Here is a 23,500-nt window from a genome sequence, read left to right on the forward strand (position 1 = left end):
GCGAGACGGGCGAAAGGAAAACCGACATGCTCAGGGCCTCCGGACCAGCCGGGTTTCCTCGCTGCCAAACAGTTGCACCACGGATTCCCGCAACCATCTCACGGCCGCATCCGATTGATACCGCGGGTGCCAAAATTGCTTGAGAGCATAGGGGCGGATATTGATCGGCGGCTCGACGATGCGCAGCCGCTCCACGCGGGTGTAGTAGTCGGCGATGGACCGGGGGACGGTGACGATCATGTCCGTCGCGGCGACGATGGCCGGCACAGTTAGGAAGTGCAGGGAGGTCAGCTGCACGCGCCGGCTGTAGCCCTTCTCCTTCAGGAGTGTCTCGAACAGTTCACCGCTGCGCCCCATCGGGATCACCACCGCGTGTGACATCTCCAGGAATTTGCGAAGCCCGATGCGAGAGGAGCGCACCTCGGGATGGTCGGCGCGCACCACGCAGGCCAATGAGTGCATGAAGAGCGTCTGGGTATAGAGCGTCGGCCGCTCCAGATTGGGGAAGAAGCCAAGGGCAAGGTCGCAGCGCCCATCCTCGAGCGCGCGTGCGATGTCCTCCAGGGGAAAGGTCTCGCAGCGCACGTTGCAGTGGGGCGCTTCGCGCTGCAGGTGAGCCATCAGGCGGGGCATGAAGTGCAGCTCCCCGACGTCCGCCATGGTCAGGACGAAGTCGCGGCGGGTGGTGGCTGGATCGAACACCGTGCCGTGCTGCACGGTCTCGTCGATCTCGGTGAGCGCTTTCCTCGCTGACTCGACCACCTGGGTGCAGCGCGCCGTCGGGAGCATCCCGGTGGGTGACCGCACAAATAACGGGTCGCCCAAGCTCTTTCGCAGCCGTCCGAGTGCAAGGCTGGTTGCGGGCTGGCTGAGATCTAGCTCGACCGAGGCCTTGGAAACGCTGCGCCATCGATGGACGGCTAGCAGCACGCGCAGCAAGTTGAGGTCAAAACCGAAGTGCTCGGACATTTGCGTTGTAAATAATGACTTTAACTTCAAGTTTATTGTCTAAATGGTTGTACTGGCCGATCCTTGCTCTCCATAAAAGCGCCGATCAGGAATTTCCGTCGGCCAGACAGGAGACAGAACCCCATGGATTCGAACGGCCACTCGATCGTCCAGCGACCCGGCTCCGCCGCTTCGCTGGACTCACGCTTCGACGTCGAGACAGCCGTTGCGTTCCTAAACGGCAACAACGCTCTGATCCGGATGATGGTCGAGCAGATGCGGTCGGACCGCGCCGCGGGGCTGCGCAGCCAAGCCTTCGTCACGGGCTATCCGGGCTCACCCCTGGGCAGCATCGACATCGCCTTGCGGCAAGCGCGCAAGACGCTCGATGCTCACGGAATCACGCACCGCGAGGCGCAAAACGAGGAGTTCGCCGTCTCGATGCTGAGCGGCACCCAGATGCTGGAGGAGCACCCTCATCCGGAGGTCGACGGCGTGGTCGGCTACTGGTACGGCAAGGGACCGGGGCTGGACCGTGCGGGTGACGCACTCAAGCACGCCAACTTCGCTGGGACAAGCACGCATGGCGCCGTGGTCATCCTCAGCGGCGAAGACCATGAAGCGAAAAGCTCGACCGTTCCTTACCAGCAGGAATTCTCGTTCGAGCACCACGGCATCCCTGTGCTGTACCCGGCGAGCATCCAGGAAATTCTTGACTATGGCCTGCATGCAGCCGCGCTCTCGCGCTATTCGGGCTGCTGGGTGGCGCTGAAGCTTGTCGGAACGTTGTGCGACGGCGGGGAAGTCGTGCAGCTGCATGCCGACGGAATCCGGCCGGCAGTTCCCACACTGGAGCTCGTGGGCCAGCCTTTCGCGAAGGCTGCGAACCACCGGTTCTTTCCTGTGACCAACGTCGAGACGGAACGTCGGCTGTACGACGAACGTCACGCTGCCGTACTTGCGTATGCACGCGCGAACGATCTCAACCGCGTCGTCCAAGCGACCACTGAAGACCGCATCGGCATCGTCAGTGCCGGCAAGAGCTGGGCCGATACCTTGCAGGCCCTCGAAGATCTCGGGCTGGACCGGGCCGCGATGCAGGCCCAAGGCGTGAGGCTGGCCAAGGTGGGCCTGCTCTGCCCCGGCGACGCCGCCTTCTTCCGCGAGTTCGCGCAGGGCCTCCATACCATCATCGTCGTCGAAGAGAAGCGCGACTTCCTGGAGCGGCAGGTGGCCGTCGGCATCGTCGGTACCAGCGTTCGAGAACTGCTCGGAAAGCAGGACTCGCAGGGCGATCGGCTTTTCCCTGTGCACGGGGGCATGACGAGCGACATGGTCGCCGAACGGCTTGCGCGCGTGCTCCAGCGTCACTTCGAGCTGCCGCAACGGGGCCTGCAGCGCGTGCGCTACCTCGCGCAAAAGACCGCCCACCGCGCTGCGAGCCTGCCGGCACGTGCGCCCAACTACTGCTCCGGCTGCCCGCACAACGTGTCGACGTTGCTTGCGCCGGGGCAGGTGGCGTGGGGAGCACCAGGCTGCCACCTGTTCGCTGCATTGATGGAAGACCCGCAAAAGCGAGTCGAAGGAACGACGCAGCTGGGAGGTGAAGGCTTGCCTTGGCTTGGACTCGCGCAATACACCAGTCGCCCGCACATCGTGCAGAACGTCGGCGATGGCGCGCTGGCTCATTCGAGCTACCAGAACATCCGGTTCGCGATCACCACCGGAGCGAACATCACGTTCAAGTTGCTGATCAACGGCGTGCTGGCCAACACGGGCGGGCAGCAGGCAGTTGGTGCGACCGCCATCGCCGACCTTGCGGGCCGCTTGCTTCAGGACGGAGCCGCCCGCGTCGTGCTGGTGAGCAAGGAAAAAGAGCAGTATGCGGCGGTGCGTCTGCCGGCAGGGCTTGTGCACCGCACGCCGTCGGAGCTCGAGGCCACGATGGCGGAGCTGGCGCAAGTGTCCGGCGTCACCATCGTGATCTACGACGGTGCTTGCGCCAACGAGCGGCGCCGCCGCCAGAAGCGCGGGCTGGAGCCAGCGCCGACGCTGTTCACCGTGGTGAACGAGGAGGTGTGCGAAAACTGCGGCGACTGCGGAGCGAAGGCGAACTGCATGTCGCTGCAGAAGGTCCCGACGGAGTTCGGACTGAAGACGCAGATCCACCAGTCGACCTGCAACCAGGACAGGGCCTGCATCGGAGGCGAATGCCCTTCGTTCGTCACCGTGGAAGTCTCCCCCGGCACGGGGGTGCGCAAGCCCGTGCGGCCAACGATCCGGGCCCATGATCTGCCGGAGATCGAGGTCGCGCGGCTGGCGGCGCCGTATCACGTGTACATGCCGGGCCTCGGCGGCTCCGGCGTGCTGACGGCCAGTGCGATCCTGGCGCAGGCGGCGGCGATGGACGGTCTGCAGGTCAAGACCTACGACCAAACCGGGGCCTCGCAGAAGTGGGGCGCGGTTCTGTCCAGCCTGATCCTTGCGCCGGCGGATGCGCCTTCGCACACCAACAAGGTCGGTATCGGCAAGGCCGACCTCTACCTTGCGCTGGACCTCCTGGCGGCGGTTGACGCGAACAACTTGAAGTGCTGCGATGCGGGACGGACCCGCGCCGTGATCAACTCGGGCGTGTTTCCCAATGGGGACGTGGTGCGCGACTCGCGCAAGTCGTTACCGGTCGATGAACTGGTCGCGACCGTCGCCGGAGCCGCTCGCGAGGACGGCAGGGTGACGCTGGACGCACGGCGGATTGCCGAGGTCCTGTTCGGCGACTTCATGATGACCAACATGGTGGCCATCGGTGCCGCGTACCAGGCGGGGTGGCTGCCCATCCCGGCGGATCGGATCGAGGCCGCGATTGCCCTCAACGGCACCCAGGTCGAGACGAACACCCAAGCTTTCAGAGCTGGCCGGCTGTGGGTGCACGCACCGGAGCAGATTGCACAGCTCGGGACCCTGCAGCCCCAGCCCCTGGCCGACCGCGCAGAGGCTTTGCGGACTGCCGACAAGGCCGTGGCACTTGCGTCTTTCGAACTGCTGGCCGCCAGGTTGCCGCCGAAGCTGCGTGACCGCGTCTTGTTGCGGGCCCGGGATCTGGCCGACTACCAGGATGCGAGGTATGCAAAGCGATACCTCGAGCAGGTGGCCGCTTCGGTTCGCGCCGAATCTTCGCTCGGCGCATCGGGATCTTCGTTTGCCGTGACCGGGGCTGTTGTCGACAGCCTGCACAAACTCATGGCATACAAGGACGAGTACGAGGTGGCCAGGCTCCTCACGAGAACCGGCTTCGAGCAGCGCGTCGGTGCCATGTTCTCGGGCCCGGTGCGGCTTTCCTACAACCTGCAGCCCCCATTCGCGAGACTGCTCGGGCTCAAGGGCAAGGTGCGCGTAGGCCCCTGGATGCGCCCGGTGCTGGTTGCATTGGCACGGTTCAAGGTGCTGCGTGGCACCGCCGCCGACCCATTCGGCCGAATGGCGTCGCGTCGCGAAGAGCGTGCGCTGATCGACTGGTACGAAGTCCTGTTGCGCGACGGCCTTGTGCTCCTCGAGCCGGACAACACGGCACTTGTGGCGCAGCTGCTGGCATTGCCGATGGACATCCGCGGCTACGAGCGCGTCAAATCGGCCGCCGTCGCCGAGGTCAGGCAACGCGCTGACGCGCTGCTGACCCAACTTCGGCGACGCCGCACGATCCCGATTCAATCCGTTCCCCTCGCAGCCTGACCGCATCGTTCCACCATAACAGGAGACAACCTGATGACCCCCAACCTGAAACACCTCGCACTCGCGGCCTTGCTCGGCGCGACTGCTCTGGCGGCAACCGCACAGGAGGCGCAACTGCGCCTGGCGACTGCATTCCCCGAAAACACCGCCTGGTCGCAGGAGATCATCAAGTGGAGCGAGCGGGTCAATGCCCAGGGCAAGGGACTGGTGAAGATCAACTTCGTTGGCGGCCCGCGCGCCGTGCCGACCTTCGAGATCGGCAACGCCGTCAAGAGCGGCGTGGTCGACATCGCTCTGAGCCCCGGCGCCTTCTACACCAACGTGTTTCCTGAGGCGGACACGTTGAAGATGGCGCAGATCCCGATCGCCGAGCAGCGCAAGAACGGCGCCGTCGATTACATCAACAAGGTCTGGAACGAGAAGGGCAACATGCAGTACCTCGCCCGAATGGTGGAGGGTTATCCGTTTCATATCTTCCTGACGAAGAAGCCGGAGAAGCTCGATTTCACTGGACAGAAGATCCGCGTGTCGCCGGCGATCCGGCCCGCACTGCAGGCCCTGAACGGCAACCCCATCAACGTGCCACCCGGTGAGATCTACACCGCACTCGAGCGCAACGTCATAGACGGCTATGGGTGGTCAGTCGGCGGCGTGTTCGATCTGAATCTGGCGGCGATGACCAAATATCGGCTCGACCCGGGCTTCTACGACGCCGACGTTTCGATCGTGATGAATCTCGACAAATGGAAGAGTCTCAACCCGCAGCAGCGCGACTTCATCCAGAAGATGGCGATGGAAGTCGAGGCGAACTCCGGCTATTGGCGCAAGGAAGGAGAAGACGAGAAGCGCAGGCAGAACAGTTCGGGCATCCAGTCCGTTACCTTCGGCCCCGCAGAGACGTCCAAGTACCTCGACAAGGTCTACGAGGCCGGCTGGACCGACCTGATCAAGCTGAGCCCCGTCCACGGCCCAAAGCTGCGTGCCCTGCTGTCGGCTCCGAAGTGACTGCGATGGCACGCCTGCAAGCGGCCTTCGGCCGCATCTACTCCTTCATGATGACACTGGCCTGCGTCGTGCTGCTCGGGGTGGTCGGCTCCATTGCCGGCGACGTCCTGCTGCGCAACGTCGCTGTCCCGGGATTGCCGCGCGGCTTCACGGCCGCCAACGACATCTCCGAATACGGTCTGTACTTCTGCACCTTGCTGGCCGCGCCCGCGCTGCTGCGGGCGGGACAGCACATCCGGGTGGACATTCTGCTGCGGGCGGTTCCCCGGGAGGTCGCCTGGGCCTGCGAGTGGGTGTCCGACGTTGCAGGCCTGGCCGCATGCGCGGCACTGGCCTGGATGAGCTGGATCATGGTCGGAAAGAGCTATGCAGCCGGTGCCATGCAGACGCGCAGTCTGGTGGTTCCGGAGTGGTGGCTGCTCGCGGGCATGCCGATTGCCTTTGCGCTGCTGGCCATCGAGTTCGTGTTCCGCATGTGGCGACTTGCCCACGGTCCGGTGGAGCCGCGTTCCGACGCGGTGTCGGCGGCATGAACGACTGGATCTTTCCGGCCGTCTTGCTGCTGGGCGGCTCGACGGTGCTGCTCTTTGTCGGCATTCCCGTGGCCTTCGCCTTCCTCGTGACGAACCTCGTCGGCGCCTGGCTTTACCTGGGCAACGAAGCGGGACTTGGGCAGATCGTGCGCAACGGCTTTGTCGCGGTGAGCTCGTTCTCCCTGACGCCTATTCCACTTTTCATCCTGATGGGAGAGATCCTGTTCCACACGGGCTTGGCGGTGAAGGTGATCGAAGGCGTCGAGCGCTTGATCACGCGCTTGCCTGGCCGGCTGGCGGTCGTCGCGGTTGTTGCAGGGACGGTGTTCTCTGCAATCTCGGGATCTACCATCGCGACCACTGCCATGCTGGGCTCGCTGATGGTGCCGGTCATGCTGGCACGAGGTTACCACCCCACCATGGCCACGGGTCCGATCATGGCGATCGGCGCGGTCGACATGCTGATTCCTCCAAGCGCGCTGACGGTGCTGCTGGGAAGCTTGGCAAACATCTCGATCTCCGGACTGCTGATCGGCGGCATCGGTCCCGGCTTGCTGCTGTCCACCGGCTTCGTGCTTTGGATCGTGATCCGGTGCACCATGAAACCATCCCTTGCACCTCCGACCGAGTTCGAGAGCTTCCGCGGCTGGGAGCGCTTCAGGCCATTCTTCCAGTACGTCCTGCCGTTGCTGTCCATCTTCGGCGTGGTGGTCGGCGCCATGGTGGCTGGCTGGTCGACGCCGACCGAGAGCGCTGCGCTCGGTGTGGTCGCGACCCTGGCGATCGCCGTGGCCTACCGCGCACTGTCGCTCAAGGCGCTGATGCAGTCCCTGAGAGGAACCATTGCGATCGCCGGAATGATCCTGTTGATCATCATGGGCGCGACTACCTTCGCCCAAATACTGTCCTTCTCCGGCGCCTCCAATGGCATCGTCGAGGTGATCACCGGTACCGGGCTCGGGCCAATGGCCATCGTCGCTGGAATGATGTTGATCCTGATCTTCCTCGGGATTTTCGTGGACCAGGTGAGCATGATGCTGATCACCATTCCCATCTTCATGCCCATCGTGCAGAGGCTCGGTATCGATCCGATCTGGTTCGGGATCATGTTCCTGATCTGCATGCAGATGGGCTTGCTGCTGCCACCGCACGGCCTGCTGCTGATGACGATGAAGGGCGTCGCACCGCCGACCGTCACGATGGCTCACATCTTCCGTGCCGTCGCGCCCTACGTGGCCATGAGCTTCATCGTGCTCGTGGCCGTTTTCTTCTTCCCGCCACTTGCAACGTGGCTGCCAGGAACCATCAAATGAGCGGTATCGAACCCCGTTCGAGCCTCCAGTTGGAAGGCGTGGTCTACACGCCGCCCGAGCAGGCACTGCGCTATCTGGAAGCCGGCGCGTGGCAGCGCAGAACCGTTGGCCAGGCGCTTGCCGAAGCGGCAGAACGTCATCCGCGTCGAGTGGCTTACATCTGCGAAGACCTTCGCATCACCTTCGCAGAACTGGACGACCGAAGCGGCCGGATCGCCGCAGGCTTGCGTGAGCTCGGCCTGCGGCCCGGTGACCGGGCGATCTTCCAGATGGGAACCAGCATCGACACGGCACTGGCGCTGTTCGGGTGTTTCAAGGCCGGCGTGCTGCCGGTCTGCACCATTCCGCAATACAGGTCGGTCGAAATCTCTGCGCTGGCACAGGCGACCAAGCCACGCGCCTTCTTTGTGCAAGCCGACGTTGCGCCGAACTTCGACCAGGTTGCGTTCGCCCAGGAAATATCGGCCGTGCACGAGATCGAGCACGTGGTAGTCGCTGGCGGCCGGCCGGAAGCGCCGGGAATTGCTCTAGAGGATCTGGAGGCCCATCGCCCCGATACCGGCTTCCAGGAACAGTGGAACTGCTGTGACGTCGTGGCGCTTCAACTCTCGGGTGGTTCGACGGGCGTGCCCAAAGTCATCCCGCGCCATCACGGCGAGTACCTGGCGCACGCCAAGGCCTGGTGCGATCACTTCGGCTGCGAGGAGGGCGACGTCGGCATCTGGGCCCTCTCGATGTTGCACAACGCCGGAATGATGTTTTCGGTGTTGCGCTGCGTGCTGTACGGGGCTACCACCGTGTTGATGCCGCGCTGGGATGTAGCCCGCTTTTTCGCTTCCGTCGAGCGCGAGCGCGTTCAACACGCCTTCACCATCGGTCCGCATGCGCCGGCCATCGCAGGCTACACGGACGTCGCACGCCACGACCTTTCGTCGCTGCAGCTCACCCTCACGTTGATCGGTGCCGAGCCGATCGAGAAAGGCACCGGCCGCCCCGCGACCAACATGTACGGAATCACCGAGGGACTGGTGCTCTGCGGTACACCGAATGAGGGTGCCGCCGTGCGCCACGGTTCCATCGGCACGGTGTGCTGGAAACATGACGAAATTCGCCTGCTCGAACCCGGGACGGAGCGCGAGGTTCCGCTCGGCCAGTCGGGGGAACTCTGCTTCCGCGGACCTTCGTCGCTGCGAGGCTACTACGCAGCGCCGGACATCACCGCCGCGAGCCTGACATCCGACGGCTTCTTCCGGACTGCCGACATGGTGCGCGCGGGTCAGGTGGGTTCGCGGACGGTCTATTACTTCGAAGGGCGCATGCGAGACAACATCAACCGCGGTGGAGAGAAGTTCGGCACGGAGGACATCGAACTGCTGCTCGGCAGGCACCCACAGATCATGGATGGCAAGGTCGTCGCGATGCCCGACCCCGTCTACGGCGAGAAGGCGTGTGCCTACCTGGTTCCGCGCGACGGCAAGACCCTTCCCACGGTCCAGGAGCTGGCGACCTTTCTCGTCTCCCAAGGGCTGGCGAAATACAAGTGCCCGGAGCGGATCGAAGCCATCGAGGCCTTCCCCGTCACACGCGTCGGCAAGCTGGATCGCCAGCAGATGCGCCAGTGGATCGCGGCCAAGCTCTCGTCCCGACCTCCCGCGCAGTGAACGACCATGTACCAGTACACCTATGAACGCCGATTGCACTGGAGCGAGTGCGACCCCGGGGGGATCATTTTCTTTCCTCACTATGCACGCTGGATGGTGGAGGGCCTGAACGAAATGTTCCTCGAACTCGGCGTAGATCCCAATGGCCCGCGCGGCGGCGCGGCGCTCGGTGGCTTGCCTGTCCTCGCCCTTGTCATGAAGTTCGCGAGCGCACCAGCCTTGCACGAAATGGTCACGCACCGGATCGAAGTCACGCGCCTGGGCGGCAAGTCTCTGGCTTTCCGGCACTGCTTTCTGCGCGGACAAGAACTGCTCATGGAAGCCGAGGAGACACGCGTGTGGGCCGAACATCCGCACGGCGACCCACGCGGACTGCGCGCGACGCCGATCCCCGACGAAGTGCGCGCGCTTCTGCAGCAAGACCTTCGAGCACCATCGTAAGGAGCACCAAAAAATGAAAGTCAAAATTCTTGGCGGAGGGCCCGCCGGCCTCTATGCCGCCTATCGCATCCGGCGAGACGTGCCGGGAGCCGAAGTGACCGTGTTCGAGCAGAACCATGCCCACACGACGTTCGGCTTTGGCGTCGTGTTCTCCGATCGCGCGCTGGAATTTCTCGCTGCGGGCGACGAGGAAACCCTGTCGCTCATCACGGCCGGACTCGAGAGGTGGAGCGACATCGAACTGCGCGTTCATGGCCAGCGTATTCGCGTCGATGGTGTCGGATTCACGGCCATCGGGCGGTTGCATCTGCTGGACATCCTGCGCGAACGGGCACTATCCGTAGGCGCCACGCTGATCGACAGCCGCGTCGTGCATGACCTCGCGGAACTGGGGGAAGCGAATCTCGTGATCGGTGCGGACGGCGTGAACTCCCTGGTGCGCCGAACGTTCGAGCCGCAGTTCGGCACGCAGATGACCTTGCTGGAAAACCGGTTCGCGTGGTTCGGCGCGACTCGGCCGTTCGACTACCTGACCCAGACGTTCAAGCAAGTTCCGCAGGGAAGCTTCAATGCGCACCACTATCGCTATGCACCTTCGATGAGCACCTTTCTGGTGGAAGTGGACGCACAGACCTTCGAGCGCGTCGGCTTCGAGCAGATGAATGAGGAGCAGTCGAGGCGCTATTGCGAAGACTTGTTCGCCGACGAGCTGGAAGGCGCCCGGCTGGTGACCAACAAGTCGATCTGGCGCCGCTTCCCTGTCATCAGCAATCAGGAGTGGGCGGTCGGCAAGCATGTGCTGCTCGGCGACGCCTTGCGCACCGCGCATTTTTCGATCGGATCTGGAACGCGGCTGGCCCTGGAAGATGTACAGGCGCTCGTCCATGCACTCGCTGCACACCCCGGCAGCGTGGACGACGCACTGGGTGAGTTCGTTGCAAGGAGAAAGCCGATCGTGGACAAGCTGGCCGGGGCCGCAACGCGCAGCGCCACCTGGTACGACCATTTCGCCGAGCACCTGAATCAGCCTGCGTGGGAGTTTGCGATGTCCTACATCGGCCGATCGGGGCGAATCGACCCCGAGCGCCTGCGAGCCATGTCTCCGCGCTTCGTCGACGGCTATGAAGCGTGGCGAAGCACTGCCGATGCCGCCGTCGTTGACAAGACCATGGGAGAGTCGTGATGAACGCCAGTACGGAAGAGTCGGCGCGTGAGCGCTACTACGAGCAACTGCAGCCGCTGAACCTGGCGCCGCTGTGGAGCGTGCTCAAGGGCCTTGTGCCGGCGCAGCCCGTTCCCGCCGCACGGGCCTGCATGTGGTCCTGGAACGAGGTGTACCCCCAACTGCTTCGGGCGGGCGAACTGATCACGGCTGAAGAAGCCGAGCGCCGGGTGCTGGTGCTCGAAAACCCCGGGCTGGCTGGGAAATCCCAGGTGACGGACACGCTGTACGCGGGCCTGCAGCTCATCCTGCCCGGTGAGACGGCTCCGGCGCACCGGCACACGCAATCGGCATTGCGGTTTGTGCTGCATGGTTCAGGCGCCTACACCGCAGTCGACGGCGAGAAAACACCGATGCACCGCGGTGACTTCATCATCACACCGCACTGGACCTGGCACGACCATGGCCACGACGGGGACGAGCCGGTGGTGTGGCTGGACGGGCTCGATGTTCCGCTGGTCACGTTCTTGCGGGCAGGGTTCCGCGAGGAGTTCTCGCACAAGGCTCAGAGCACCAGCCGCAGTGCGGGTGACAGCGCGGCGCGTTTCGGCTCGGGCCTGCTGCCGATCGACCATACACAGCGCGGGCTCACGTCGCCGATGTTCTGCTACCCGTATGCGCGTGCGCGGGAAGCCATCGAGGTGCAGGCACGCACTGCCGACCCCGACCCCCATCTGGGCGTGTGCCTGCGGTACATCAATCCGGCCACCGGCGGCTGGGCGATGCCGACGATCGGTGCGGTGCTGCGTTACTACCCGGGTGGATTCGTGACCCGACCGTATAGGTCGACGGACAGCACAGTGCTGGTCGGCCTGGAGGGTGAGGCGGAAATTCGCGTGAACGGATACGACGCGCTGTGCATCGGTCCCAACGATGTGGCCGTGGTCCCGGGCTGGAGCGATTGGACCGTGGCCGCGCGCCGGGACACCTTGCTTTTCAGCTATTCCGACCGCCCCGTTCACGAAAAGCTGGGGCTCTTGCGCGAAGCCCGGAATTGACCTGCTGCTACTTCTACTGGATTCAACAAGATGAAACTCTGTCTCTTTGACGATCACCGCATTGGTGTGGTCACCGGAACCGGCGTCGTCGATGTCACGCTAGCGTTTGCGCATGTTCCCAAAGCCTCTTGGCCCTATCCGCCAGGGGACTGGCTGATCCAGAACTTCGCCGCCGCGCGGGAGGAGGTCGAGCAGATCGCCGCGTCCGGGACGCCCTTGCCCCTGGATCAAGTGCAGTTGCTGTCACCGGTTGCCAACCCCGGAAAGATCATCGGCGCACCGATCAACTACAAGGATCACATCGACGAAGCGAACGCCGACAATGAGATCAACCATGGCAAGACCTACACGGAACTCGACAAGTTCGGGTTGTTCCTGAAGGCCAACAGCTCCCTCATCGGCTGCAGCCAAGAGATCCAGATTCCCTTCGCGGACCGGCGCACCGATCACGAGGTCGAGCTGGCCGTCATCATCGGTCGAACGGCAAAGCGCGTGTCCCGAGCCGCGGCGCTTGACTACGTTCTTGGATACTGCATCGGACTCGACATGACAGTGCGCGGACCCGAGTTTCCAACCTTCCGTAAGTCGCCGGACACTTTCTGTGTGCTGGGACCGTGGATGGTGACCAAAGACGAGATATCCGATCCGAACAATCTCGATCTCAGCATCCGCGTCAACGGTGAGGTCAAGCAGTCATCGAACACGAAGTACCTGATCTTCGACGTCCAGCGACTGATCGAATATGCGTCTGCCATCTACACGCTGCACCCAGGGGACGTGATCATGACGGGGACGCCGGCCGGTGTCGGGCCGGTGGCCGCAGGGGACGTGCTGAACGCCTCGGTGCAGGGGATCGGCGCGATGTCGGTCCGTGTAGCTCGCGAAAGCGCAAGCGCGGGATGAAGTCATTTTGATTGCCTGAGAGCCCGGCAGGTCGCACTGTGAGCTAGAAGCTTTCAGCAAATGGCATGCGAGCATGCGAGCGCGTCATTTCTCGAGCTTGGAATTGATGCAATGGCGTCGAGCAGATCCTGATGGTGGCCCGGGCGCCAGAGGAATGGGGCAACCCTCGCGCGTCGCAAGTTGCGTTCGTCTGAGCAATGTGCCCCATTCGACAACCTGACGTTCGAATGGCACCGCCAGTCGAGGCAGATCGTGTCTCGGGGCGCCACGCTCACCACGAGCACCGGCCGGTGAAGAGGGAATTCCGAACAGATCTGTCCAGGCCATGAACTCTGTTGCAACGCTCTTGAGTTCCATGGGACACAAAGTGTCCTAAAATGGTAGTTCCTCATCAAGCCGGCCGGACCGCCGCTATCAAGGAGCGTTGAATATGCCTACTGGCGCCGAGCATCCCCCACAGCGCGCAACAATGAATGTCCCTCCCGCCTGGACAGGTGTCGTTCGCTTTCTTCACATTACGCCTCGCGCCTTCCTTCCCATGGAGTCATTCGACGAGTTGACGCTTGTGGCCGGCAAGGGCATTGAGGGAGACCGGTACATGATCGGCCGAGAGTCTGGGTTCTATTCCCACAAGCCGGAGGAGGGGCGCCAGATCACGCTGTTCGAGATCGAGACCCTCGAGGCCTTGGCACGCGATGCAAAAATCCAGATGCTGCCCGAAGAGCATCGAAGAAACGTAACCGTCCAAGGTGTGCCGCTCAACCATCTCGTCGGCCGCCAGTTCTGGGTCGGGGAAACTCTCCTTGAGGCAACCCGGCTGTCCACGCCGTGCCGCCATATCGAAGAGATCCTCGGGAAGGCGGTGTTCGATCCATTGATCAACAGATCAGGCCTCAACTGCCGGATTCTGAAGGGTGGCGTCATTCGCGTGGGCGACGCTGTCCACGGGGCGTGATATGCCGAAGGCGATCAAACACCTTCAAGCTGTCGTTCGGGAAATCGATGAGCCTCTGCCGGGGGTCAAGCGGCTGGTATTGGCCGACCAGGACGGTTGGCGCCTGCCTGCCTTCAGGCCCGGAGCGCACATCGATCTCCATTTGGCCAATGGGCTCGTACGCACCTATTCGCTGTGCAATGAGCCCGCCGACTGCAGGAGATACGTCATTGCGGTCAAGCGCGAGGAAGCAGGGCGCGGCGGCTCCCGCCACATACACGACGAGCTTCGTGCCGGCGAAGTCATTGGTGTTTCGGTACCCAGAAGCGGGTTGGCGCTCTCGCCCACCGGGATGAACATCTTTGTCGCAGGCGGAATCGGCGTGACGCCGTTCGTGTCTGCCATCCTGGCAATGGAGCGTGAAGGCCAGTCGAACTATCAGCTGCACTGGGCCAGCATGGGAGAGCCGAGCCTGATCGACATGCTGGCGCCGGCGGTGAAGGGTGGCCGGGTCCATCTCTACAACACGCTCGAGGTCAGCCCGCCTGACATCCGACCCATCGTGGACGGCTCCGGCCCGGATGCGAAGGCATTTTGCTGTGGCCCCGCCGGAATGCTCGATGCATTCGAGTCCGCTGTCGCCGAGTGGCCCGAAAGCCGCAAGCACGTCGAGCGGTTCACCGCGCCCAAGCTCGTTCCGACCCTGAACGCGCAGCCGTACAGCGTGGTGCTGGCCAGGAGCGGACGCGAGATGGAAGTGCGGCCCGAGGTGGGCCTTCTGGCCACCTTGGAAGCGATGGACGCCGATATCTCTGTGTCGTGCGCCGGTGGCATCTGCGGCGCATGCCGTACGCGCTGGATCGAGGGGCCGCCGATCCACCACGACCGCGTCCTGAGTCCTCAAGAGCGCGCGCATGAAGTGATTGTCTGCATTGCGGAGTGTGCGGGGCCGCGCCTGGTTCTCGATCTGTAGGCCGCGGTCTTGGAAAGCAGCAGGCATACCGCGTCGATCTTGGTTGGGACGATGGTAGACACACTCGTGCCAGAATCGGGCCCCGCAGCAATTTCCAGTGGGTCCCGGGCAGCGGATCAGCCTGACCTAGACCCCTTCAAAGCCTTGGCACTACACCTCAAGTACCTGCGCGTCCAAAGCGGACTGACGCTGGAGAATCTGGCTCGAGATTCAGGGCTCACGCGCAGCTATTTGTCGAAGATCGAGCGTGGCGTATCCACGCCGTCGATCGAGTCGGCGCTCAATATCGCCAAGGCCCTGGGTGTGACGGTGGACCGGCTCTTCGGGCAACAGCCGGAGGAAGACGTCGTTTCGATCGTCCGGGGCAACGGGTCCATTGCGGGAGATCCCACGACGCATCTCTCGCTGGTCGCGGGCCTTCGCGACGACCGCGTGATGCGGGCATTCATCGTGCGCCCCGGAAAAACCCAGAAGCGCGGCCGGATCATGAGCCACCATGAGGGCGAAGAAATCCTCTTCGTTCTCACCGGCCACATCGAGATGCAGATCGGGGCACGCAAGGAGCGCCTGGAGCCCGGTGACTGCGTGCAGTTCGACTCCACCATCCCGCACAAGCTCACCGCGCTCACCGACGAACCGGCTTCGGCCCTTGTCGTGATTGCCGCCACCGCATAGGTCCTCGGGCGCGGCTCGCCCCGCAGCCTGAACCCCGGCATCAGCGCGGTGGCGCGAGCACCCCATCCGAAGAGAATCGCCGCAGCGTGGGCGCCGGCTTCAGCGGCGCTCCGGTGAGCTGCTGCACGGATTCAAGCGAGGCACCCTCGAAAAGCGCGTGCACCACGAATCCATCGGCGGTGACGTCGATGATCGCAAGGTTCGTGAACACCTTGGCCACAACGCCCATTGCCGTGAGTGGCAGGGTGCAACGCTCGACCAGGCGTGGTTGGGCGTCGCGCGTGGTGTGCTCCATCATCACCCAGATCTGCTTTGCTCCCACGGCAAGATCGATGGCGCCACCGATGGCCGGCGGCGCGCCGTTCAGGTCGCCCGTGGTCCAGTTGGCCAGGTCGCCGTGCTGGGATACCTGGAACGCACCGAGGATGGCGATGTCGAGGTGGCCTCCGCGCATCATCGAGAACGACAGGCTCGAATCGAAGAAAGATCCGCCACGGGCGAGCGTGACGGGCATCTTCCCGGCATTGATGAGGTCCAGGTCTTCCTCTCCCTCGGCCGGTTTGGGCCCCACGTTGAGAATGCCGTTCTCGCTGTGGAGCATGACCGAGGTATCGGAGGGAAGATGGTCCGCCACGCCCGTCGGAGCTCCGATGCCGAGGTTGACGAACCCTTGCTTGGGAAGCTGGTGGGCGACCAGGCGCGCGAGTTCCAGTCTGGTTAGAGAGTTCATGCGGGCCTCGAGAGAAAGACGCGGTCGACAAAGATGCAGGGAGTGATGATGCCTTCGGGGTCGAGCTCGCCGGGCTCCAGGAGTTCGTCGACTTCCACCGCAACCACCTCTGCGGCAGTGGCCATCACCACAGAATGATTTCGTGCCGTCTTGTTGTAGTTCAGGTTGCCGAGCACATCGGCCTGCCGGCCCTTCAGCAGCGAGAACTGCGCGCGCAAGGGCTTCTCCAGAAGAAACTCGCGGCCATCGACCACGACCTTCTGCTTGCCCTTTTCGAACACGGTGCCCACGCCTGTGGGAGTCAGGAATCCGCCAAGGCCTGCGCCGCCGGCTCTGATGCGCTCGACCAGCGTGCCCTGCGGAACCAGTTCGAGTTCGACGTCTCCGGCCCGGTATTGATCGGCGAACACGTCCGCGCTTCGCGGATAGGAACAGATGATCTTCCTGACGATGCGCGCACCAAACCAAAGCGAAAGGTCCTGGCCCCCGGAGCCTGCGTTGTTGGAGATGACGGTCAGTTCGCGCACCCCCAGGTCCAGCACCGCCTTGATCATCCCGCGCGGAACGCCTGCGCCGCCGAAGCCACCGACCATCACCGTGTCTCCGTCGCGCAATCCGCTGACTGCGGCATTCGCATCCTTGACGACCACATTTCTCATCGATCGGATTCCTTTTGCGCGGGCGAAGGCCCATAGTCTTTGGCCAGGCCCTTGGCGATGCGGTCGAGCAGCATCTGGCTGGTGCCGTCCCCGAATGCCGCCAGCCGTGTTTCGCTCGACAGCATGGCAAGGCGGTGATCGGCGCTGGCGCCGGTGGCCCCCATTGCGCGCTGGCACTGGTCGAGTGCCCAGACGGCCACGTCGACGGCGAACTTTTTTGCCTGGGCGGCCAGCGTCAGGGCCGGCTTTCCTGTTTGCACGGCAATGGCCGCGCGCAGCACGAGTGCATTGGCTGCCTCCAGGCGCAGTGAGACCTCTGCGAGCTCCCACCCGAATCCCTGGTGCCTGAGCAGCGGCTTGCCGAAGGCTTGCCTAGATTCCGCGTAGCCCACCGTCTCTGCCAAGGCCGCTCTGGCAGCGGCGACGCACATCGCCGCGACATGGACGCGCGCGGCATTGACGGACGCCATGGAAGACTTGAACGCCTGCCCCGGTGGGTCGAAGAGACACCAGTCGGGAACGAAATGATCCTGGAAGACCAGGGATGCCAGCCGGAAGGACAGGGCGCCCGGCATGACGAGTTCTTCCCTTCGCAGCGTCGGCCCGTCAACCAGGGGCACCAGAAAAGACGCGATATCTCCGGCCTCCGCGCCGACGGAGTCCCCAACTCTTGCAAGCAGGTTGGCGCACCGGATGATCGAACCGTTGGTGACCCACGACTTCGTGCCGCTGATCAACCATCCGCCGTCCACGCGCCGTGCCTTCGTCTTCAATGCGGCCAGGTCGCTGCCGCCGTCGGGCTCGGACATGGCGGGGGCGCACAGCGTTCGCCCGCCCAGCATGGCGTGGAGGAGCTCGGCACGTTGCTTCTCGGAGCCGAAGCGCGCCACGCGAGTCGCGGAGCCCTGCAGATTGTTGATGGCAAAGGCGGCGGCAAAGCCATGCTCCGCCATCGTCTGGGCCACACGGATCTTGCAGAGGAACGAGGCATCGTGGCCGCCGAATTCTTTTGGCGTTTGAAGCCCCAGGAAGCCTTCCTTTGCCCACTTGTCGATCCATGAAGCATCGTAGGCGCGACCCTGCGTGTGCGACTGCAGGAGGTGGGCGCTGAATTCGCCACGACAGAAGTCACCGGCGGCCTCAACCAGCGATCTTTCCACCGCGGACAGTCTCTCGTCGTAGAGGTCGTAGAAGTTCATCGGGTCCCGGTTGTGGTTCGTTCAGCGGGCCAAGGGCGTCGTCAATGTTTTCGCCCAATCGTTCCAGAACACGATCTCCTTGGCCACCTGCTTGGTATACAGATCGGGTGTCGAAACCTTCACCGGAACGGCGCCGAGCGTCTCCAGCTGCGCCAGGAACTCGGGGCTCGTCACCACCTTGTCGAGCGCCGCCGCAATCTTCTGGACGACGGGACCCGGCGTGCCCGCAGGCGCCGCAATGCCGAACCAAGGCGAAAGGTCGATCGGCTTGCTGCCAGCTTCCTGGAGCGTGGGCAGATCCGGGAACGCGGGCGAGCGCTCCGGCGCCGCTACTGCCAGAGCCTTGATCTTTCCCGCACGAACGTGCTGGGCGACCGTTGCCTCGGTGAAAAAGCCGACCTGCACCACGCCGGCCATGAGGTCGGTGATGGGCTGTGCGCCGCCCTTGTAGTTCACGAACGTGAGTTGCGTGCCGTTGCGTGCATCGAACAGCGTTCCGCCGATGTGCGATGTCGCGCCGAAGGTGCCGCCGAAATTCAGCTTGCCGGGGTTCGCCTTGGCGTAGGCGATGAGATCCTTGACGCTGTTGACCGGCACCTCGGGATTCACGACGACAAGGTTGCGCTGCTTGGCGACGTTCCTGACATAGGCGAAATCCTTGAGCTGGTCATAGGAAAGCGTCGGGTTCAGGGCTTGGCCGCGCGTCTGGGAAGACTCCACCGCGACGAGCAGGGTGTAGCCGTCCGGCTTCGACTTGGCCACGGCGTCGGCGCCCACCACGCCGCCGGCGCCCGCGCGGTTGTCAATGATGATCGTGCCATTGAGCTCCTTGCCCAGGGCCTGCGCAATCACGCGGCCAATGATGTCCGTGGGTCCCCCTGGCGGGAAACCCGCCACGAGCTTGATCGGCTTCGACGGATACGGCTCGTCGGCCAGCGCGGTGGTGATGGCCAGGCAGGCGAGGCCGGCGGCGACAAGCCAGTTCTTGAGGGAGTGGGGCTTCATGGGGCTTCCTTCTGCAGAAGTGAGGAGGTGGTAGAAGTATTGGCTACAGGACACATTGTGTCAATTAGGACTCGCATCAGGGTTTACGAGCAAGACTCGGGCCTGCGATCAAGTCGGGAGAAATCTGCAGATTCAATCCTTCGACCCTGCAATTAAGTGCAGATCGCCCAATGAAAGTGCATGCGCATCCGCATGTTGGTGCGACTTTGGCAGATGCGCGTACGCCTTCGAGAAAGCAGTGGATGATCTCTAGACGATCGGTCTAGAATTGCCGCATGACAGAAAAACCCAAAGCGGCCGTGGCGCGCGGCAGGCGGCCCTCGCCGGCATATGCGGCAACGCGCGATGTACTGATCCGATGCGGGATGGAGCTGCTCACAGAGCAGGGCTTCAGTTCGACGGGCCTGGATGCCGTGCTGAAACGGGCGACCGTGCCCAAGGGCTCGTTCTATCACTACTTCGCGAACAAGGATGCGTTCGGAGCGGCCGTGATGGACGCCTATGACGACTACTTCAAGCGCAAGCTCGACCGGTGGTTGTTGCACCAGGAACGCGCACCGCTCGATCGGCTTGCCGACTTCATTGCCGATGCATCCCGGGGCATGCGCAAGCACCGCTTCACGCGGGGATGCCTGGTCGGCAACCTGAGTCAGGAACTGGGTGCCCTGCCTGTGGATTTTCGCGCACGCCTCGACGCCATTCTTGTCGGCTGGCAGGAGCGGGTGGCTCGCTGCCTCCGAGAGGCTCAGGCCGCAGGAACCATCTCGGCAACGCTGGACGTCGAGCAGCTCGCCGAGTTCTTCTGGATCGCCTGGGAGGGGGCCGTGCTTCGAGCCAGGCTGGTGCAGTCGGACCGTCCCCTGGTGACCTTCATCGAGGCATTCCTGTCCAGCCTGGGCGCGCGCGCCCTGGCCTCGCCCCGCACCGTAGCGGATCACTGATTTTTTTATTGGAGCGAAACATGTTCAAAGGCATCGTCGTGGAAAAGGACGCGCAGGGTTACCGCGCCTCGCTGGCCGAGATCGATGAAAACCGCCTGCCTGCAGGCGACGTCACGGTCCGCGTCGAATACAGCACGCTTAACTACAAGGACGGCCTGGCCATCACCGGAAAGGGGCCCGTAGTCCGGAGCTTCCCCATGGTGCCGGGCATCGACTTTGCGGGCGTGGTGGAGCAGAGCGACCATCCCGAATTCAAGCCGGGTGACACGGTGGTGCTCAACGGCTGGGGCGTTGGCGAAGCGCACTGGGGCGGGCTTGCACAGCGGGCGCGCGTAAAGGGCGACTGGTTGATTCCGCTTCCGAAGCGTTTCAGCACCAGGGATGCCATGGCCATCGGGACCGCCGGGTACACCGCCATGCTGTGCGTGATGGCCCTGGAGCGGCACGGGCTCAAGGCGGGCGACGGGCCGGTGCTCGTGACGGGTGCGAACGGCGGCGTCGGAAGCGTTGCGATCGCGCTGCTGGCCAAGCTCGGGTACACGGTCACCGCGTCCACCGGGCGGCCGGGCGAGTCCGACTATCTGCGGCGGCTCGGTGCCACCGACGTGATCGATCGCAAGGAGTTGAGCGAACCGGGCAAGCCGCTGCAGAAGGAGCGCTGGATTGCCGCCGTGGATTCGGTTGGCAGCCACACGCTGGCCAACGTATGCGCACAGCTTCGATACAACGGCGTGGTCACTGCGTGCGGCCTGGCCCAGGGGCTCGACCTGCCTGCGTCGGTTGCGCCATTCATCCTGCGCGGTGTAAGCCTCGTTGGCATCGATAGCGCGATGCGGCCAAAGGCAGACCGTACCGCCGCGTGGGAGCGGCTGGCGCGCGATCTGCACGGACCGTTTCTGGAAGACATTGCGACCGAGATCGCGCTGCCGCAAGCGATCGATGCAGCCGCCAAGCTCATGCGGGGCGAGATCCGGGGCCGCGTGGTCGTCGACGTGAACGCGTCTTGAAAGAAGGACGTTCATGACGTACAGAGTTGCCGAGGCCATCGTCGACAGCATGGTCGCGCATGGTGCGGACCGTGCATTCAGCGTTCCCGGTGAAAGCTTCCTTGCGCTCCTGGACGCGCTGCATGCGCGGGAGGACTTCGATCTGGTGACATGCCGCCACGAAGGATCCGCGGCTCTGGCTGCGATTGCCGACGCCAAGCTGACGGGCCGCGCCGGCATCGTCATGGCAAGCAGGGGGCCGGGCGCATTCAACGCCGCGATCGGCGTCCACGTGGCGGCCGAAGAAGCGGTTCCGCTGATCCTCTTGATCGGCCAGGTCGAAACGCCGAACCTGGGCCGCGGCGCCGTTCAGGAAATCGATTCCGGCAAAGCTTTCTCCGGCTTGTTGAAATGGTCCGGGCGCATCGACAAGGCGGCATGCGCCGCCGAAGTGATGGCCCGCGCCTTTGCCACAGCTGCCTCGGGAACGCCAGGACCGGTCGCGGTCGAGTTGCCCGAAGACGTCCTGACCGAACTGGTCGAGCGGCAGCCCGCGCGGGTTCATGGCGTGGCACTCGCAGAGGCGACCCTGGAGGATGCGGCGCGCGTGCACGATCTGCTTTCCAAGGCCAGCCGGCCGATCCTGATCGTCGGCGGTGAGTGCCGGACCGATGATTTCCGCGAGGATCTCCAGGCGCTCGTCGACCGGTGGAACATTCCCGTTGCCGTCACAAACAAGAACCAGGACCAGTTCTCCAACACAGACCCTCGCTGGGTGGGCCAACTGAGCTTCTTCACCTCGCCCGCGCACACGGCGCTCTTCAGCGAAGCCGACTTGATCGTTGCCATCGGCAGCCGCATGGGCGACGTGTCGTCCCTGGGGTTCGCCTTTCCACGGCAAGGCACCAATTCGCAGAAGTTCGTTCACGTGTATCCCGATCCCTCCATGATCGGGCGTCACTTCGCCGCGGAACTGCCGATCGTCTCGACGGCGCATGGCTTCGTGCGTGCCGCATTGCGCCATGGTGGCTCCGGCGCGGCGTCGAGCCAGTGGCTCGAGCGGGTGCGCGCGGCGGCCGATCGTGCGCACGGATGGCAACCACAGAATGTGGTGGCGAACGACGTCCTGGGCCACACGATCATGGCGATCGCACGGCTGGCCCAGAACGATGCGGTCTTGACGACCGATTCAGGCAACTTTGCAGCCTGGGTTCACCGCATCTTCAAGATGACGCCGGCGAACCGGCTGCTCGGCTCGGCTTGCGGAGCCATGGGAACAGGGGTCCCGGCCGGTATAGCGGCTGCCTTGCGCCATCCGGGGCGAGAAGTTCTCGCCTTCGTCGGCGATGGCGGATTTCTCATGAACGGCAATGAACTGATCACCGCGGTCGACAGAGGGCTGAACCTGCGCGTGGTGGTGTCCAACAACGGGTCTTACGGCACCATCCGCACCCACCAGCAGCGGCACTTTCCCCATCGCATCAGCGGCACGGACCTGGCGAATCCCGGCTTCGCAAAACTTGCCGAGGCATTCGGCGCCCGCGGATTCAGGATCGAGCACTCCCGGGATGCCGCAGGCATCGTCGAGCAAGCGATGAGCGTCGAGGGACCGGCGTTGATCGAAGTCTGCAGCGATGCGGACATGTCGGTGGAACGCTCTCTCAAGTGGGAGTGAGCGCCCGTCCATTCTTCCGGCGTGTCGCCGCGCGAAGCTCATAGCTGCTATGAGCTGGGCTGCATGGTGTGTCGAGCCGAAGCCCAGGATACTTTGTGTCATTACAAAGACACGGAGACACGCCACATGGCTGAAGACCTGCGATCAAAGAACTACTTTGACGATCGTGCCACCCGGGAAATGGCCAAGCACCTGGCGTCACCTCGCCGGACCTTGAAGGAAAACCTGGCTTGTGCTTGCCGGATCCTTGCCATGACGGGGCAGGAAGCGGGTCTTGCAGGCCAGATCAGCGCGCGCTCCGACAGGGCAGGCGCTTACTGGACGCTCAGGTTCGGGCTCGGCTTCGACGAAGCCACGCCGGACGACTTCATCGAAGTCGATGGCGACCTGAACACGCTGACGGGCAGCGGCATGCCAAACCCCGCGACGCGTTTCCATCTGTGGGTCTACGAGGCGCGGCCCGACGTTCAGTCCATCGTCCATACGCATTCGCCCTGGGCCTCCGCGCTCGCTGCAGCCAGGCAGCCATTGGTCATCGCCCAGATGGACATGACGCCCCTGCATGACGATTGCGCGTTCCTCGGACAGTGGCCGGGGGTGCCCATTGCGGATGACGAAGGGGTCATCATCTCGCGGGCGCTCGGATCGAAACGAGCCATCATCCTGGCGCACCACGGCTACCTCACGGCGGGGACGACGACACAGGAAGCCACCTACCTGTCGGTCTATCTCGAGCGTGCCGCGCGGATGCAGATCCGGGCGCAGGCCGCATTCGGCCCGTTGACGCCGGTGGACGACACCCTGGCGCGCGAGGCGCACGACTATCTGCTGAAACCGTCGATCGTGAACAGCACCTTCGACTATTGGTGCCGGCAGGCCGAAGCAGGCTCGGCGGCGCCGCTCGCCGGCCGGCCGCGCCCCTAGAGCACTCGCCCAACCCCTGCGCCTTGAATCCGATGGACATGCACCCGGC

General features: G+C 63.9%; 21 protein-coding genes. 16 read left to right on the forward strand and 5 right to left on the reverse strand.

Annotated elements, in window-relative coordinates:
• Window positions 1-30: 30 nt before the first annotated feature.
• Window positions 31-969: a LysR family transcriptional regulator gene (locus RZE77_RS28080; RefSeq protein WP_319434964.1), complete on the reverse strand. Its 939-nt coding sequence runs from the start codon at window positions 967-969 to the stop codon at window positions 31-33.
• A gap of 123 nt (window positions 970-1,092) precedes the next feature.
• Here RZE77_RS28080 and RZE77_RS28085 point away from each other — a divergent pair, with 123 nt between their 5' ends.
• The 12 genes from RZE77_RS28085 to RZE77_RS28140 all read left to right on the forward strand — a co-directional run bounded on the left by RZE77_RS28085 (window position 1,093) and on the right by RZE77_RS28140 (window position 15,332).
• A complete protein-coding gene (locus tag RZE77_RS28085; RefSeq protein ID WP_319443006.1) occupies window positions 1,093-4,674 on the forward strand; it encodes an indolepyruvate ferredoxin oxidoreductase family protein in 3,582 nt (1,193 codons plus the stop codon).
• A 33-nt stretch (window positions 4,675-4,707) separates the two neighbouring features.
• Window positions 4,708-5,679: a TRAP transporter substrate-binding protein DctP gene (dctP, locus tag RZE77_RS28090; protein WP_319443007.1), complete on the forward strand. Its 972-nt coding sequence runs from the start codon at window positions 4,708-4,710 to the stop codon at window positions 5,677-5,679.
• Between the two features lie 5 nt (window positions 5,680-5,684).
• Window positions 5,685-6,212, forward strand: coding sequence for a TRAP transporter small permease (locus RZE77_RS28095; RefSeq protein WP_319443008.1), 528 nt, complete (start codon window positions 5,685-5,687; stop codon window positions 6,210-6,212).
• Window positions 6,209-7,525 carry a TRAP transporter large permease gene (locus tag RZE77_RS28100; RefSeq protein WP_319434968.1) on the forward strand — a complete coding sequence of 439 codons (1,317 nt, stop codon included), beginning with the start codon at window positions 6,209-6,211 and terminating at the stop codon, window positions 7,523-7,525. The genes RZE77_RS28095 and RZE77_RS28100 overlap by 4 nt, the downstream gene beginning before the upstream one ends.
• Window positions 7,522-9,186 carry an AMP-binding protein gene (locus RZE77_RS28105; RefSeq protein WP_319443009.1) on the forward strand — a complete coding sequence of 555 codons (1,665 nt, stop codon included), beginning with the start codon at window positions 7,522-7,524 and terminating at the stop codon, window positions 9,184-9,186. Before RZE77_RS28100 ends, RZE77_RS28105 begins: the two co-directional genes overlap by 4 nt.
• A 6-nt stretch (window positions 9,187-9,192) precedes the next feature.
• A complete protein-coding gene (locus RZE77_RS28110) occupies window positions 9,193-9,627 on the forward strand; it encodes an acyl-CoA thioesterase (protein WP_319443010.1) in 435 nt (144 codons plus the stop codon).
• A 13-nt stretch (window positions 9,628-9,640) separates the two neighbouring features.
• Complete coding sequence (locus RZE77_RS28115; protein WP_319443011.1) at window positions 9,641-10,810, forward strand: FAD-dependent monooxygenase; 1,170 nt, start codon at window positions 9,641-9,643, stop codon at window positions 10,808-10,810.
• The gene (gtdA, locus tag RZE77_RS28120) at window positions 10,810-11,847 is read left to right on the forward strand and encodes a gentisate 1,2-dioxygenase (RefSeq protein ID WP_319434974.1); all 1,038 of its coding nucleotides are present in this window, start codon (window positions 10,810-10,812) and stop codon (window positions 11,845-11,847) included. Before RZE77_RS28115 ends, gtdA begins: the two co-directional genes overlap by 1 nt.
• Window positions 11,848-11,877: 30 nt before the next feature.
• Window positions 11,878-12,750 (forward strand): fumarylacetoacetate hydrolase family protein, encoded by an 873-nt coding sequence (locus RZE77_RS28125; RefSeq protein WP_319434976.1) that lies wholly within the window; start codon window positions 11,878-11,880, stop codon window positions 12,748-12,750.
• Window positions 12,751-13,219: 469 nt separating this feature from the next.
• Window positions 13,220-13,705 (forward strand): MOSC domain-containing protein, encoded by a 486-nt coding sequence (locus RZE77_RS28130; protein WP_319443431.1) that lies wholly within the window; start codon window positions 13,220-13,222, stop codon window positions 13,703-13,705.
• A 1-nt stretch (window position 13,706) separates the two neighbouring features.
• Entirely contained in the window at window positions 13,707-14,657 is a 951-nt protein-coding gene (locus tag RZE77_RS28135; RefSeq protein ID WP_319443012.1) for a PDR/VanB family oxidoreductase, read from the forward strand.
• Window positions 14,658-14,801: 144 nt separating this feature from the next.
• Window positions 14,802-15,332 (forward strand): helix-turn-helix domain-containing protein, encoded by a 531-nt coding sequence (locus tag RZE77_RS28140; RefSeq protein WP_307594833.1) that lies wholly within the window; start codon window positions 14,802-14,804, stop codon window positions 15,330-15,332.
• Between the two features lie 40 nt (window positions 15,333-15,372).
• Here RZE77_RS28140 and RZE77_RS28145 read toward each other — a convergent pair whose 3' ends face one another.
• Genes RZE77_RS28145 through RZE77_RS28160 form a run of 4 tightly spaced genes read right to left on the reverse strand, consistent with a single transcriptional unit; the run spans window position 15,373 to window position 18,925 of the window.
• Window positions 15,373-16,062 carry a 3-oxoacid CoA-transferase subunit B gene (locus tag RZE77_RS28145; RefSeq protein WP_319443013.1) on the reverse strand — a complete coding sequence of 230 codons (690 nt, stop codon included), beginning with the start codon at window positions 16,060-16,062 and terminating at the stop codon, window positions 15,373-15,375.
• Window positions 16,059-16,721 (reverse strand): CoA transferase subunit A, encoded by a 663-nt coding sequence (locus RZE77_RS28150; RefSeq protein ID WP_319443014.1) that lies wholly within the window; start codon window positions 16,719-16,721, stop codon window positions 16,059-16,061. Before RZE77_RS28150 ends, RZE77_RS28145 begins: the two co-directional genes overlap by 4 nt.
• Window positions 16,718-17,920, reverse strand: coding sequence for an acyl-CoA dehydrogenase family protein (locus RZE77_RS28155; protein WP_319443015.1), 1,203 nt, complete (start codon window positions 17,918-17,920; stop codon window positions 16,718-16,720). Before RZE77_RS28155 ends, RZE77_RS28150 begins: the two co-directional genes overlap by 4 nt.
• A 21-nt stretch (window positions 17,921-17,941) precedes the next feature.
• The gene (locus RZE77_RS28160; protein ID WP_319443016.1) at window positions 17,942-18,925 is read right to left on the reverse strand and encodes a Bug family tripartite tricarboxylate transporter substrate binding protein; all 984 of its coding nucleotides are present in this window, start codon (window positions 18,923-18,925) and stop codon (window positions 17,942-17,944) included.
• Between the two features lie 275 nt (window positions 18,926-19,200).
• Between RZE77_RS28160 and acuR the strand changes: the two genes are divergently transcribed.
• The 4 genes from acuR to RZE77_RS28180 all read left to right on the forward strand — a co-directional run bounded on the left by acuR (window position 19,201) and on the right by RZE77_RS28180 (window position 23,451).
• A complete protein-coding gene (gene acuR / locus RZE77_RS28165) occupies window positions 19,201-19,866 on the forward strand; it encodes an acrylate utilization transcriptional regulator AcuR (protein ID WP_319443017.1) in 666 nt (221 codons plus the stop codon).
• 20 nt (window positions 19,867-19,886) lie between these two features.
• Window positions 19,887-20,873: an acrylyl-CoA reductase (NADPH) gene (gene acuI / locus RZE77_RS28170; RefSeq protein ID WP_319443018.1), complete on the forward strand. Its 987-nt coding sequence runs from the start codon at window positions 19,887-19,889 to the stop codon at window positions 20,871-20,873.
• A 13-nt stretch (window positions 20,874-20,886) separates the two neighbouring features.
• Complete coding sequence (locus RZE77_RS28175; RefSeq protein ID WP_319443019.1) at window positions 20,887-22,527, forward strand: thiamine pyrophosphate-dependent enzyme; 1,641 nt, start codon at window positions 20,887-20,889, stop codon at window positions 22,525-22,527.
• A gap of 126 nt (window positions 22,528-22,653) precedes the next feature.
• Complete coding sequence (locus RZE77_RS28180) at window positions 22,654-23,451, forward strand: aldolase (protein WP_319443020.1); 798 nt, start codon at window positions 22,654-22,656, stop codon at window positions 23,449-23,451.
• Window positions 23,452-23,500 lie beyond the last annotated feature (49 nt).

The organism is Variovorax sp. SPNA7 (genome assembly GCF_033807855.1).
Classification (GTDB): domain Bacteria; phylum Pseudomonadota; class Gammaproteobacteria; order Burkholderiales; family Burkholderiaceae_C; genus Variovorax; species Variovorax beijingensis.

What these genes read in the sequence shown, in the direction of transcription:
- RZE77_RS28080 (WP_319434964.1), bottom strand. Translation starts at nt 969, where the DNA reads ATGTCCGAGCACTTCGGTTTTGACCTCAACTTGCTGCGCGTGCTGCTA.
- RZE77_RS28085 (WP_319443006.1), top strand. Translation starts at nt 1,093, where the DNA reads ATGGATTCGAACGGCCACTCGATCGTCCAGCGACCCGGCTCCGCCGCT.
- dctP (WP_319443007.1), top strand. Translation starts at nt 4,708, where the DNA reads ATGACCCCCAACCTGAAACACCTCGCACTCGCGGCCTTGCTCGGCGCG.
- RZE77_RS28095 (WP_319443008.1), top strand. Translation starts at nt 5,685, where the DNA reads ATGGCACGCCTGCAAGCGGCCTTCGGCCGCATCTACTCCTTCATGATG.
- RZE77_RS28100 (WP_319434968.1), top strand. Translation starts at nt 6,209, where the DNA reads ATGAACGACTGGATCTTTCCGGCCGTCTTGCTGCTGGGCGGCTCGACG.
- RZE77_RS28105 (WP_319443009.1), top strand. Translation starts at nt 7,522, where the DNA reads ATGAGCGGTATCGAACCCCGTTCGAGCCTCCAGTTGGAAGGCGTGGTC.
- RZE77_RS28110 (WP_319443010.1), top strand. Translation starts at nt 9,193, where the DNA reads ATGTACCAGTACACCTATGAACGCCGATTGCACTGGAGCGAGTGCGAC.
- RZE77_RS28115 (WP_319443011.1), top strand. Translation starts at nt 9,641, where the DNA reads ATGAAAGTCAAAATTCTTGGCGGAGGGCCCGCCGGCCTCTATGCCGCC.
- gtdA (WP_319434974.1), top strand. Translation starts at nt 10,810, where the DNA reads ATGAACGCCAGTACGGAAGAGTCGGCGCGTGAGCGCTACTACGAGCAA.
- RZE77_RS28125 (WP_319434976.1), top strand. Translation starts at nt 11,878, where the DNA reads ATGAAACTCTGTCTCTTTGACGATCACCGCATTGGTGTGGTCACCGGA.
- RZE77_RS28130 (WP_319443431.1), top strand. Translation starts at nt 13,220, where the DNA reads ATGAATGTCCCTCCCGCCTGGACAGGTGTCGTTCGCTTTCTTCACATT.
- RZE77_RS28135 (WP_319443012.1), top strand. Translation starts at nt 13,707, where the DNA reads ATGCCGAAGGCGATCAAACACCTTCAAGCTGTCGTTCGGGAAATCGAT.
- RZE77_RS28145 (WP_319443013.1), bottom strand. Translation starts at nt 16,062, where the DNA reads ATGAACTCTCTAACCAGACTGGAACTCGCGCGCCTGGTCGCCCACCAG.
- RZE77_RS28150 (WP_319443014.1), bottom strand. Translation starts at nt 16,721, where the DNA reads ATGAGAAATGTGGTCGTCAAGGATGCGAATGCCGCAGTCAGCGGATTG.
- RZE77_RS28155 (WP_319443015.1), bottom strand. Translation starts at nt 17,920, where the DNA reads ATGAACTTCTACGACCTCTACGACGAGAGACTGTCCGCGGTGGAAAGA.
- RZE77_RS28160 (WP_319443016.1), bottom strand. Translation starts at nt 18,925, where the DNA reads ATGAAGCCCCACTCCCTCAAGAACTGGCTTGTCGCCGCCGGCCTCGCC.
- acuR (WP_319443017.1), top strand. Translation starts at nt 19,201, where the DNA reads ATGACAGAAAAACCCAAAGCGGCCGTGGCGCGCGGCAGGCGGCCCTCG.
- acuI (WP_319443018.1), top strand. Translation starts at nt 19,887, where the DNA reads ATGTTCAAAGGCATCGTCGTGGAAAAGGACGCGCAGGGTTACCGCGCC.
- RZE77_RS28175 (WP_319443019.1), top strand. Translation starts at nt 20,887, where the DNA reads ATGACGTACAGAGTTGCCGAGGCCATCGTCGACAGCATGGTCGCGCAT.
- RZE77_RS28180 (WP_319443020.1), top strand. Translation starts at nt 22,654, where the DNA reads ATGGCTGAAGACCTGCGATCAAAGAACTACTTTGACGATCGTGCCACC.